This window comes from Mesorhizobium sp. B2-6-4, assembly GCF_006441495.1.
GTDB lineage: Bacteria > Pseudomonadota > Alphaproteobacteria > Rhizobiales > Rhizobiaceae > Mesorhizobium.
The window spans coordinates 63,904-78,284 of the sequence record NZ_VFUE01000002.1; the positions used below are offsets into that span (position 1 = coordinate 63,904).

Annotated in this window: 4 protein-coding genes; all 4 read left to right on the top strand. The window is 64.0% G+C overall.

The features are described 5' to 3' along the window. Positions 1–151 precede the first annotated feature (151 nt). Positions 152–12,658 carry an S-layer family protein gene (locus FJ426_RS02730; RefSeq protein ID WP_140824722.1) on the top strand — a complete coding sequence of 4,169 codons (12,507 nt, stop codon included), beginning with the start codon at positions 152–154 and terminating at the stop codon, positions 12,656–12,658. A gap of 145 nt (positions 12,659–12,803) precedes the next feature. Beyond that, complete coding sequence (locus FJ426_RS02735; RefSeq protein WP_140559197.1) at positions 12,804–13,313, top strand: tail fiber protein; 510 nt, start codon at positions 12,804–12,806, stop codon at positions 13,311–13,313. 11 nt (positions 13,314–13,324) lie between these two features. Beyond that, a complete protein-coding gene (locus FJ426_RS02740) occupies positions 13,325–13,837 on the top strand; it encodes a tail fiber protein (protein ID WP_140559196.1) in 513 nt (170 codons plus the stop codon). Between the two features lie 11 nt (positions 13,838–13,848). Continuing rightward, positions 13,849–14,367: a tail fiber protein gene (locus tag FJ426_RS02745; RefSeq protein WP_140559195.1), complete on the top strand. Its 519-nt coding sequence runs from the start codon at positions 13,849–13,851 to the stop codon at positions 14,365–14,367. The last annotated feature ends 14 nt before the right edge of the window (positions 14,368–14,381 follow it).

Genomic DNA, 14,381 nt, shown 5'->3' on the forward strand with positions numbered 1-14,381 from the left:
CAAGTGAGAACTTTACGGCGCAACAACAGCAGTCGCGACGTTGGGGACTCGCTATACAATGGAATTCGCGCAAGAATTGGTGCGGGGGCGAGCAGTCCCCAAAGGGCGGCCAGGGATGGGAACTACCGAGACGTCTCGGCAGGTTGGGGAGATGGCGGCGCGCGGGGAGGATTTCCGCGTGCGCGTGGCCTATGGTCGCTCGCGTTTTGCAAGGCATCTCTGGAAGACGACGGCGCTTTCGACGCTGGCGGTGGCGCTGTCAGGCGTGGCCGCCTATGGCGACGACGTCCTCTGGCAGCCGCAGATACGCGCCATCATCGGCGCCGACAACAATGGCGGCAACGCCGCGCTCGAAGGCTTCATCCCGATCAAGCAGACGGCCGAATCGGTGCTGTTCCTGGATGTCAGGGCCAAGCACGATTTCAAGGACGCGTTCGGCCAGGATGTCGGCCTGGGCATTCGCCGCATCATCAATCCGGACCTGATGCTCGGCGGCTACGCCTATCTCAACGTCGAGAACTACAACTCCAACCAGTTCACGTCAGCCACGCTCGGCGCCGAGGCCATCACCCCGCATTTCGACGCGCATGTGAATGTCTTCGTGCCGATCAAGGGCGACACGACGGACCATTCGGTCTCGTCGACCCTGTCGATGGTCTCGAACCAGCTGGTCGAGCAGATCTCGGTGCTCGACCATCGCGACTACGCGGCCTGGGGCATCGAGGGCGAGATCGGCGCGCGGGTGCCGCTCAACCTTCCCGACAAGCATTCACTGCGGCTCGACATAGGCGGTTACCACTTCGAGGATCCGCATGGCGACGACAGCGGCGTAACCGGGGTCAAGGCCGGCATCGAATATGAGATCGGCGATGTCTTCGGCACCGGAACGGCGCTGACCTTCACCGGCGAGGTGCGCAACGACAATCGCGACGACACCCAGTTCGCCGGCAGCGTGCGGCTGAGCATCCCGTTCAATCCCGGCCAAGGCGGCGCGGACAGCGGGCCGGAGCCGGTCTATCCGGTCAGCGAAGGCTTGCGCAAGCGCGTCAACGAGCGGGTGCGCGGCGACATCGGCGTCAGGATCCAGAGCCAGGAGCTGCCCGGCGGCTCGACGACGCGCGTCGCCATCAACGCCGCCACCAATGCCGCCTTCGGCAAGTTCTACTACGCCGATGGCGGCCTGGCCGGCGCCGGCACGCTGGCCGATCCGACGACGCTGGACGACGCAGTGACCAAGGCCGGCACCGGGGGTTTCGTGGTGGCGCTGGGCGGCAACGGCAACATCACCACCACCGGCACGACGCTCGCAGACGGCCAGACCGTCATCGGCGGCGGCCAAAGCGTCACCGCGAGGCTATTCGGCGGCGGCACCGGCACCTTCAATCTGGGCGGCAGTAACGGCACCATCCAGGGCACCAGCGTGGCCAACAACGTGATCACGCTCGGCAACGGCGACACGCTGAACGGCATCACCATCACCGGCGGCGCCGACGGCATCTTCGGCAACAACATCACCGGCGCCACGCTGACCAATGTCACGGTGACAGGCGCCGGCGGCAACGGCGCCGCCTTCACCGGCAACTCGACCGGCATCACCGGTTCCAATTTCACCGCCACCGGCAACGGCCTTGACGGCCTGCACATCGAAGGCGACGGCACCTACAATTTCGCCGGCACGACGCTGCTCCAGGGCAATAGCGACGACGGGCTGGATGCCACCGGCCATGGCACCTATACATTCGCGACGCTTAGCGCGAAGGACAATGCCGACCGCGGCATAACCGTTCAGGGCACCTCGACATCAGGCAGCTTCGCCACCACCGGCGGCACCGTGTCGGGCAATGGCGGCGTCGGCGTCTTCATCGATCCGATCACGGCGCATGTGGTGCTGGATTCGATCGACCAGACCGGCGGTCCGTCGGGCGTCGTGCTCGATCACGTGGCGGGCAGCTTCGCCGTCACCGGCGCCACGACCATTTCGGACACCACCGGACCGGCGATCGCCATTTCCAACTCACCGGCGGCGATCCGCTTCGGCGATATCGACATCAGCGCTCCCGCCGGCGACGGCATCTCGTTTACCGGCGTCAACGCGGCGGTGGTGGCAGGCGACATCGTCATCTCGGGCCTCGGCGTCGGCACTGGCCTCGACTTCTCCGGCAGCCATACGAACTTCACCGCCCAGTCGCTCAACATCGCCGGCACGGGTGCGGCCGGCTCGATCGGCATCGACCTCGCCTCGCCGACCTCGGGCGGGGCATCGATCGTCATCACCGATGGCGGTGCGATCACAGGCGTCGGCACCGGCGTGCGCTTCGGCATTTCCGGCTCGCTGCTGAACTCGGCCAATGCCGAATTCTCCTTCGGCGGCGGTTCCATTGCCGGCAGCACCGCCTCGCTCGACGCGCGCGGCCTTAACCAGACGCTCGGCCACTACGCCTTCGGTTCGACGACCTTCAGCGGCCCGCAATTGTTTGACCAGCAGAATGTCATCTTCGTCGGCGCGGCCGCAACCGGCTCGGGCACCGGCTCCTCGCTGCTCGACCTTGCCTCGATTGCCGATGCCGATGCCAACACCGACGGCACCGCGATCTTTGTGCTGGTCAATCGCGGCACCATCGACGACACCGACGGGTTCTCGCTGAGCGCCGGACAGACGCTGGCTTCCTTCGGCAACGGCCGCACATTCTCGCTCGGCGGCATCCCGGTTAACGTAACGGGCGACAACATCGCGCACACCAGCGCCATCTCGGACGGCGCGGGCGCGGCGACGCTCACCAGTTCGGCCGGCGCGGACACCGTCACGCTGGCCAACAACAGCGCGCTGCTCGACTTCAACGTCTCGAACGCCAATCCGGGCGGCGGCAACGGCGTCCACGGCAACAATGTCACCGGCGTGACGATAAGCGGCATGAATGTCAGCGGCGCCGGCCTGGACGGGCTGCTGTTCGAAGGCGCCAGCAACGTCGCGACCAACAATGTGACCTCGACGAGCAACGCCAGCGAGGGCCTGCATATCGACGGCGACGGCAGTTATGCCTTCACCGGCACGACGACACTGTCGAACAATGCCGGCAATGGCCTGTTCGTCGGCGGCGACGGAACATATGCATTCCAGACGCTGAACGCCTCCGACAATTCCGGCTTCGGCGTCAACGTCCTCTCCACCACCGGCACATTCAGCACCACCGACGGCACGATCTCCGGCAATGGCGCGGCCGGCGTCGCCTTGCTTGGCGCTAATCTCGACGTCAAGCTGGCCAGCCTGACGCAGGACGGTGGCCTGTTCGGCGCGACGTTGGCAGGCGTGTCGGGAAATTTCGCCGTTTCCGGCGCAACGACGATCAGCAACACCGTCGTCGGCGGCCTCGGGATCTTCGACAGCACCGCCGATTTCATGTTCGGAGCCGTCGATATTTCGGACATCACCGCCCCCGGCGGCATCGGCATCGACGTCCAGAATTCCGGCGGCGCGGTCACCTTCGGCGGGCCGGTCATGCTGACCCATATCGGCAGCGAGGGCATCCTCGCCACCGACAACACCGGCACGCTCACCTTCAGTGGCCCGGTGAGCATGACCGGCCCCGGCGACGGCGTCTGGCTGGAAAACAACACCGGCGCCGTTTCGTTCGGCGGCGCCGTCACCATCGACCAGCCGCTCGGAAGCGGCATCGACGTCGTCGGCAGCAACGGCGTCATCAGCTTCGACGACATCGACATCACCGGCCTGTGCAATTGCTCCACCGCGCTCGACCTCTCGGGCAGCACGTCGACCTTCACCGCCGCCACGCTCGACATCAGCGGCAGTTCCGGCGGCTCCTCGATCGGCGTCGACCTGTCCGGCACCAATGGCGGCTCGGTGACCATCGGCAGCGGCGTCATCACCGGTGTCGACACCGGCGTCCAGATGGGCACCAACGGCCTGGCCGGAACCACCGCCAGCACGGCGTTCTCGTTCGGCGCGGCCGGCGGCGCATCGATCACCGGCGTCATCGCCTCGCTCGACATGCGCGGCCTGCTGCCCGGCAGCGGCACCTATGCCTTCAACGGCACGCATCTGGTTGGACCGCAGCTGTTCGATGCAGCCAACGTCGTCTTCGTCGGTTCGAGCAGCACCGGAACGGGCGACGGCTCAAGCGTCGCCAACCTGATCGATGCCGCCGCGGCCGACGATCTGACCACCAATGCCAACACGACCTTCGTGCTGGTCAAGACCGCGGCCGTGCAGACCACCGACACCGATGCCAACGGCTTCACGCTGGCCAGCGGCCAGTCGCTGGTCTCCTTCGCCAACGGCGCCACCATCAGCCTGGGCGGTCCGCCGGCCAATGTCACCGGCACGGCGGTCGTCACCGGCGCGACACAGGCCGATCCGTTCGGCTTCGGTGGCGCGACGCTGAACAACGGCGGCGGCAACACCATCGACCTCGCCAGCGGCAACACCGTCTCCAACCTCAGCGTCAACAGCTCGTTCCTGGCGATCGACGGCACGGCGTCGATCAACGGCCTCACCAGCACTGGCGTGACGATCGTGGGCGGGACCATCGGGCTTTACCTCGGCAGCGCGTCGGGCGCGATCACTGTCAACGATCTGACCATCCAGGGGTCGGTGCCGACCGGCGTCGTGCTGGCCAACACATCCGCGACGGTCGACTTCACCGGCACCACGACGATCGCCGGCGGCAGCAATATCGCGCTGCTGGTCAATAATTTCGGCGGCACCGCCAATTTCGCCGATCTCGACATATCAGGCGGCAGCGGCCTCGGCATCGTGATCCTCAACGGCTCGAGCGGAAGCCTGACCTTCGGGGCGGCCAGCTCCATCGACAATACCGGCGCCAGCGCGATCGTTATCGGCAGTTCGTCGGCCGACGTCACCTATGACGGCACGATTAGCCAGAGTAGCGCGGCAAAAGCCGTCAGGATCGACGGCACCACCGGCGGCCTGATCACATTCGGCGGCGCCATCACTTCGACCGGCACCGGCGGCCTCTTCGATATCGGGGAGATAACCGCTCCCACCGACACCGCGATCCGCTTCACGGGTCCGCTCACGGCGACCGGCGGCGGCGGCGCGTCGATCACCAGCCTTGGCGCCGACTCGACATTCGAGGTCAGCGGCACGCTGTCGATCACCGGCACGACCGGCGCCGCGCTGTCCATCTCGAATGCGGCCGGCAGCGCCACCTTCGGCACGACCAATGTGACGCTGGGCGCGACCAGCACTACCGGCATCGATTTCTCCGGCACCAACAACGACGTCAGCTTCGGCACGACCACCGTCAGCGGCCTCGGCGCGGGCGCCAGCCAGACCGCCATCGACTTCTCCGGCTCGGCCACGACCGCCGATTTCGGGCTGACGACGATCACCGGAAACGACGCCGCGAGCTCGCGCGGCATCGACCTGACCTCGACCACGGGCAACCGCACCATCACCTTCCTGACCGGATCGTCGATCTCAGGCGCCGGCATCGGCGTCGATCTGTCGTCCGGCCAGACGGCGGCGACCAGCGCCAACGCCAGCTTCACCTTCGGCGACGGCGAATTCGCCGACGCCAACGGCCGCAATTCGACGATCACCGCGGCGGCGGGCAATTTCACCGTCAACACCGTCGGTCTCGCCGCGCTCGGCAATTATGACTTCGATGACGTGCTCTTCACCGGCAGCGCGAATCTGGCCAGCGCCGTCGGCGGGGTGTTCATGGTGTCGCAAAATGGCGGCGTCATCGCCGCCGGCTCATTTGGGCTCAGTACGTCAGTCAATACCATCTCGGTTGCCGATGCCGATCTGAAGACCGGCACCCAGACCTTCGCCTTCGTCGGCACGGTCGACCTCAGCGGCACGCCGTTCACGCTCGATTCCGGCCAATCGATCACCGGCTTCGGCAACGGCAACGCCATCACCACGACCGGCACCATCCAGCCGGTGAACGTGCAGGGCAATCTCGGCGCCACCGGCGGCGACGTCACCGGCGACGAGGGCGTAGTCAAGAGCACGGGCAGCGATACCCTGCATCTGCTCGGCAGCAACCAAGTGCGCAACACCGCCTTCGACTTCACCGGCGGCAGCGGCTCGGTCTTCACCATCGACCAGAGCGCGGGCAGCTTCAACAATGCCGGCGGCATCGTCATCGAAGGCGTCACGGTCGGCAATGTCGGCGCCGGCCAGACGGCGTTCAAGGTCGCCGGCCTCGACAGCAATTTGTCGATCACCAACAACAACGTCAACGTCGCCGGCACGCTGCTCGACGTCGACGGCGGCGCCGGCAACATCACCGTGACGCGCGGCATCTTGCCCAACAGCGGGCCGGCCGGCACGCTGACCGGCGGCGGCATCTCGATCGCCAATCACGGCGGCGGTCTGATCAATTTCACCGACAAGGTGACTGTTGGCGGCAACGGCGTCTCGCTCACCAACAACGCCGGCACCGTCAACTTCACGGATGTGGACATTTCCACGAACGGCGCGACGGCGTTCAGCGCCAGCGGCGTCGGCACGGTCAATGTCCTGACGGGTACGGTCAATGCCACCAACGCGCAGGCGGTGGCCCTCGACGGCATCGCCGGCAATATCGATTTCGCCTCGACCAGCGCGTCGTTCGGTTCCGGCAGCGGCATCGACCTGCAGAACCTCAGCGGCACGTTCAATTTCGGCACCGGCACGCTGACCAACACCGGTTTGGGCACGGCCTTCAATGTCGGCTCGGGCACCAATGCGAGCGGCGGCAACGCGAACATATCCTACGCGGGCGCCATCGTCAGCAAAGGCACCGGCGCGGCGGTCTCGATCCAGGAACTGACCGGCGGTTCTGTGACGCTGTCGGGCAACCTGACCGATGGCCTTGCGGGCGCCGGCGGCAATATCGTCGTTGCCGGTATCGACAACGGCACGGCGGCGACCGTGACCTTCTCGGGCGCGACCAAGCAGATCAGCTCGGGCGCGACGGACGGCGTCAGCCTGATCGGCAACCCGAACGCCACGATCGGCTTCGGCAATGGCGGCCTTGACATAACGACGACGGCAGGAGCGGGTTTTGGCGCGGGCTCCGGCGGCACGATCAGCATCTCCGGCACCGGCAACACCATCACGACAACGACTGGAACCGCGCTCGATCTCGACGGCGCAACGGTCGGCGCGGGCGGCGTTATTTTCGATTCCGTTTCGGTCAATGGCGCGGCGACCGGCGTTTCGCTCAACAATATAGTCGGCGGCGCCATCGATCTCGGCGCGGTCGACCTGCAGAACATCACCTCGCGCGGTGTCGACATATCCGGCACGCTCGGCTCGACCTTGGGCTTCGACAGCCTGAACATCGGGCTCAATGCAGCCAATGCGGTCGGCTTCGACCTCAACGGCGCTGCGCTCGGCACGAGCAACATCAAGGCCGGCGATTTCGACGTCGACGGCGGCAGCTTCGCCGGCACTATCGGCATCGACATGGCCGGCACGACCGGCACCGGCACGATCCAGCTCGGCGACACTGCCAACAACAATCCGGCGGGCCAGACCTCGAAAATCGAAAATGTCGGCTATGGCGTCCAGTTCTCCAGCGCCACCAACGCCAGGCTGGTGTTCGGCGACGGCGCTGGCCTGGCCGAATCGACGATCGCGACCACCGGCGGCCAGGCCATCCATGCCATCGACACCCTGCCGACCAATGGCGACTACAATTTCAACGACGTCACCTTCACCGGCGACACGTCGAATCTGTCCGCTTACAAGGTCTACTACGTCACCACCGACGCCACCGGCGGCGGCGACGGCAGCTTCGTCAATCCAGGCACCTATGCCAACGCCCAGGCGTCCACGGCCAATGTCATCGTGCTGATCGACAAGAACGGCACCGGTAGCCAGGAAACGATCGACCTGAGCGGCACGTCGTTCCAGCTCGATGACGGGCAGGTGTTGCTCGCCTTCGGGCAAAACGATACGGCCATCGATGTCTCGCAGCTCGGTGTCGACACCAGCAGCGGCGCGTCGGCGGCATTCCACTTCACCACGGTGCAGAATTCGCCGATCATCGCCGCACCGGCCGGCATCGACACGCTGCGGCCGATCCTGCAGAGCAACACTGCCGGGTCGGTGATCACCCTGGCGACCAGTGGTCCCAGCCCGATCACCGGCGGCATCGAGAATCTCATCATCCGCAACACCGGCACCGGTGCCGGTGTTGCCGTCGATGCGTCGACCGCGTCGAGTTTCTTTCTCCGCAACAATGACATATCAGCCGGCGGCAGGGCGCTCGACTTCTCCACGACCGGTGCGGCGGCCAACACGCTGCTGCTTTCGATCGACGGCAATACGCTGCGATCGACGGGATCTGCGCTGGCCGCGTCCTTCGCCGGCCAGAACATCAGCGCGACGGACAATTCGATCGCCATCCGCTCCTTCGCCGGCAACACGGTGCTCGGCGGCACCGGCGGCGGCATTGCCTTCGACAATGTCACGTTCGACTCCACTGGCGCCGGCGGCACGGTCAGCGCCGGCACGCTCGACGTCGGCACATCAGGCGCGCGCGTCCAGGGCAACGGCCTTGCCTTCACCAGCACCAGCGGCACGCTCGATCTCGGCACGTTCACCACGTTCAATGATGGCGGCACTGGCGTCCTCGTCGACACCAAGGGCCCCCCGGCCACAACTTTTGCGCTGAACAGCAGCGGCGGCACCGTCGACACCATCAACGGCGTGGCGTTCAATCTCGATCCGCTGACCGTCAGCATGATCGTAAACAGCGTCAACGCCAGCGGCGGCGCCAGCGGCATCATCTTCGACGGCGTCGCCGGCACGTTCACGGTCACGGGCGCGACCACCGTCACCGGCACGACGGGTGCCGGCATCAGTTCGAACGCCAGCAATCCCACCGGCACCTTCAATTTCAACACGGTGACGGTGAACAACACGGCTTCGACGGGCGGCGGCATCGGCTGGGAGAGCGGCACGCTCAACGTCGGCGGGCTCGCCGACATCGATACGACCAGCGGGGCCGGCCTGTTCCAGGGCGGCGGCACGACCAGCTTCAACGGCGGGCTGACAATCGACACCACCACCGGCGCCGGCATTACCGGCCCCGGCGGGACGATCAACATCATCGCCACCGCCGGCAGCGAAACGGTGAATTCCACCAGCTACAAGGCGATCGATCTCACCAATGCCGCCCTCGACGTCGCGCTCGACTCGACGTCGTCCGGCGGCGGCGGTGTCGTCCTGACCAATGTCACCGGCACCGCCGGCCTCGGCACCGGCACGCTGAGCGGCGGCGGTGGCACGGCATTCAGCGTCGGCGGCGGCACCGTAAGCACCACCTATGGCGGCAACATCACCCAGGCGGGCAACGCCGCCCTGGTGTCGGTTTCAGCAGGCCATACGGGCACGCTGACCTTCTCGGGCACGCTGTCGGCGAACAACGGCACCGGCCTGCAGTTCGACAATGCCGACGGCACCTACAATTTCAACGGCACGACGACGTTGAATGGCGGCGACGCCGGCATCGATATCGTCAACAATTCGGGCGGCACGTTCAACTTCGGCACCGGCACCTCGATCACCAACCCGAACAGCACGGCCTTCAACGTCGACGCAAGCGCGGCGAACATCACCTATAGCGGCAACATCACCCAGGCCGGCAATGCCGCGCTGGTCGCCATCGCCGGCCACACCGCGGGAACGATCACCTTCCAGACGGGCACGCTGTCGGCAACCAACGGCACCGGCCTGCAATTCGACAATGCCGACGGCATCTACAATTTCAACGGCACGACGACACTGAATGGCGGCAATGCCAGCGTCGACATCCTCAACGATTCCGACGGCACGTTCGGCTTCGGCGTCGGCACCTCGATCACCAGCCCGAACGGAACCGCGTTCAGCGTCGATGGCGGTAACGCGACCGTTACCTATGCCGGCACGATCACACAAGGTACCGGCGGCCAGCGCCTAATCGTCGTCGCCGACACCACCGGCGGCGCGGTGAACTTCACCACCGCCCTGGCGAATGGGCTCAACGACACCAGCGGCACCGGCATCGTGGTAGACGGCGCGGCGGGTAACGTCACCGTCAACAATGCCAGCCTGACCGGGACGACCGGCATCACCATCCTTGGCGATGCCGCGAACAACGCGACCGGCACTTATACGTTCAACAACGTCGCTATCGACACGGTTGCCGGCGCGCTGACGAACCATGCGTTCGCCGTCGACGGCGATCAGGGTACGTTTACCAACGGCGACGTGAGCGCCACGATCAATCTCAACAATGTCGACATCACCAACCCTGGCGGCAACGTCGCCAACATTCGCGGCATGGCTGGTGGCTCGGTCAATTTCGACAACGCCAGCTCCATCACCCGAAACGATGGCGGACTGGGCATCGTCGCGCTCAGCAACTCCGGCGGCACGATCAATTTCGGCGGCGCGTCGAAAACGCTCTCGACCGGCGCCAACGCCGCCGTGCTCCTGACCAGCAACGCCGGCGCGACCATCAACTTCACCAATGGCGGCCTGGCGATCACCACCACGAGCGGCATCGGCATCGGCGCCTCGGGCGGCGGCACGGTGAGCGTCACCGGCTCCGGCAACACGATTTCGACCGGCAGCGGCGCTGCGGTCGACATGGACACCGTCGCTATCGGCGCCGGCGGCATGACCTTCGCTTCCACGAACACGAGCGCCGGCGGCGGCAGCGCCGTGATCCTCGACGCTGTTACCGGCGGACCGGTCAACCTCGGCGGTGGCGCGCTGGTCGGCGGCGGCAGCGCCACGATTCGCATCGGCGACGGCGCCGGCAGCGCCAACACCGGCGGCACGGCGGCTTTCACCTATGCAGGCACCATCACCAGCGGAACCGGCCAGGCGGTCAATATCCAGGATCGCGCCGCCGGCGCCGGCAACATCACGCTGTCGGGCAACATCAGCCACAATGTGGCCGGCCAGACCGGCGTCCTCCTCGACGACAATGCCGCCGGCACGATCACCTTCTCCGGTGCTTCCAAGTCGATCACGTCGGGCAGCGCGGCCGGCGTCAACCTGACCGACAACACCGGCGCGACGATCAACTTCACCAATGGCGGACTGGCGATCACCAGCAGCAGCGGCACCGGCTTCGGCGCCACGGGCGGCGGCACGGTGACAGTGACAACCGGCGCCAATCCAAACACGATCACATCCGGTACCGGCACCGCGCTCAACGTCGCCAACACGACGATCGGCGCGAGCGGTCTGACATTCAGGAGCATTTCGGCCAATGGTGCTGTGAATGGCATCGTGCTCAACAACACCGGCACGATCGGCGGGTTGACGGTGACTGGCTCTGGTTCCACGGTCACAGATGGAAGCGACAGTTCCGGTGGCACGATCCAAAACGCCACCGGTGTCGGTATCTCTCTCGTCAATACGACAAGTGCCTCGTTCACAAACATGCTTATCCAGAACACCACCGGCAGCGGTGTGCTGGGAACGAGCGTTCACGGGTTCACTTTCAATAACGGCAAGATCAGCGGTTCCAACAGCGACGGCAACGTCACCACGGAAGAGGCAAACATCTCGTTCGCGACGACGACCGCCGGAACCGAGAACAACATCGACGGGACGATCTCAATCGCCGGCAATCTGCTGACTACGGCTCAATATCACGGCGTTGACATCTTCAATTTCTCCGGGACGATCGATAATCTTACGGTGTCGAATAACACCATCACCAGCGCCACTGCTGCCGCAAATTCGCAAGGCTCTGGTATCAGGGTGGTCGCCTTCGGCAGCGCGGCGACTGTCGCGAGCATTGTCAAAGCGACAATCGACAACAACCATGTCAACAATTTCCCCGGCGGAACTGGCATCCAGGTTCAGGGCGGCAATGCCAATGCCGGTGGCCCCCCCACCGGCTTCCTCGGCCATGTTGGAAGTGCGACTGACATCATTGCCATCACCAACAATGTGGTCGCCGGGCAGAGCGCTGCCAACAGAATTGCCACGTTTGGGATCTCAGCGACCGTCAACGGCCGCGGCCAAGGCAACTTCAATATTGGCGGGAACTCAGTCTCCAACACGATTGGCAACGGGATCAACGTCGGGTCCTTCGGTTTCGCCAATGTCTTCGCGAAGGTGAACAACAACACCCTCGATCTGCACAATCAGGCCGGTGCGGCCGGTATCGGCGCAGGGACGAGTCAGACATTTGGCTCAAACACGGAGACGCCAACGATGACCATCTATCTCGACAACAACATCGTCCACAACAGCGATGGCAACGGGATACTGGTGACGGCGCGTGACGCCAGCGGCACTGTCAATGCGCACATAACTAACAATCACATCGATGCCCCGCTTTCCGGCAACCGCAACGGCATCAGGGTGGATGCTGGGAACGCTGTCAGCGGCAACGAAACCATGAATCTTGAGATTTTCGGCAACACAAGCGCCGGCAGTGGTCTGTCGCCGGAAGGCATCGGCCTGCGCAAGCAGGGCACCGTTGCCACTATCAACACGTTCAACCTTTACGATGCGCCCGGAGGTCCCTCGCTTGTCGCTAATCCGACGACTGCACAGGTCGTCTCTTTTATCGGCGCTCTCAATCCAGGAAGCGCGGTTAATGGAGGCACGGGAGATCGGGTTCTGATTATCTCCGGCGATGCTTACCAGGTGATCACGACCCTAGTTCCGTAAACGCGTTCAGCGCGGCGGAGCAAAATTTTGACGGTTAAGGCTGAGTTGCATGGACATGTGCCGCCGTATATTTTCATAATTCTAAGATAGGATTGAATCTTCCATCGTTTGCCGTAGGGTTACTTGACTAACGTGAGGGATGTACGTGGCAGAGCCATTTTTATCCGAAATTCGGATCATGTCTTTTGTGTTTGCGCCCAAGGGGTGGGCTCTGTGCAACGGGCAGCTGCTGCCCATTAATCAAAACCAAGCCCTGTTCTCGCTGCTCGGCACGACCTTTGGCGGTGATGGCCGTGTGAATTTCGCACTACCCGACTACAGGGGACGCATTCCTATCCATGTGGGTGCCGGTCACACGCTTGGTGAGCGCGCCGGTGAACAATCCCACACGCTTTCGATCTCGGAATTGCCCCAGCACACACATATGTGGAACGCGAATGCGGCGGCGGCCGCTCCAACCAATACGCCCGACACTTCGTTGGTTATGTCCAACTCAACGGGTGACCAGCCTTGGGGACCGGCGACAAACTTGGTTTCAATGAGTTCCGCGACAATCCAGAATGTGGGCGAGTCTCAGGCGCATCTCAACATGCAGCCATTCCTCACCTTAAGCTTCTGCATTGCCCTGCAGGGCATTTTCCCCTCGCCGACCTGAGGAACGAAATCATGGCACAGCCCTATGTTGGTGAAATCCGAATGTTTGCCGGCAACTTTGCGCCGGCCGGCTGGATGTTTTGTGAAGGGCAGCTTCTGCCAATCTCTGAAAACGAGACTTTGTTCCAGTTGATCGGCACGACTTATGGTGGTGACGGTGAAAGCACCTTCGCGTTGCCTGACCTGCGAGGTCGTCTCCCTCTTCACCAGGGCAATGGATTCGTTTTGGCCGAGACCGGTGGGGCGGAAGAAATCACGCTGACGATTCAGCAGATACCTACTCACAGCCATCCGGCGCTGGGATCAACGAACACTGGAACAGGCACATCTCCGACGAACAATGTTTTGTCCAACTTAACTGGCGCTACGAACTCGGCCTATGGGACGGATGCGCCAAAAACGAACCTTAACAGTTCACAAAGTGTTTCGACGATAGGCGGCAGTCAGCCGCACACCAATTTCCAGCCTTATCTCTGCGTCGACTTCATCATCTCGCTGTTCGGCATATTTCCGTCGCCGACTTAAGAGGGACCGCCATGGCCGATCCGTTCGTTGCCGAAATCCGCATTTTTCCTTTCAATTTCGCGCCCAAAGGCTGGGCGTGGTGCGACGGGCAACTGTTGCCGCTGTCGCAGAACACGGCACTGTTCTCGTTGCTCGGCACCACCTATGGCGGCAATGGCAAATCCAATTTTGCCTTGCCCGATCTTCAGGGCCGTGCACCGATGCACCCGGGACAAGGCCCTGGTCTGTCCCTGCATGATCTTGGTGAAGAGGGAGGTTCGGAAACGGTTTCGTTGCTCGAAAGCGAAATTCCATTCCACAGTCATAGCGTGCAGGTTTCGGCTCAGGATGGAACTACCCGTATCGTAGCTCAACAACAACCGGCGACCGGCATTGGAGTATCGATGTACGGTCCGGCGCCCGTGAATACGACCCTCAATCCTGGTGCCCTCGCCCCCGCTGGCGGCGACCAGCCGCACAACAATCTCCAGCCTTATCTCACCTGCTATTTCTGCATCGCGCTGCAAGGCGTTTTCCCGCCGAGAGGCTGAACTCCGAGCCAACA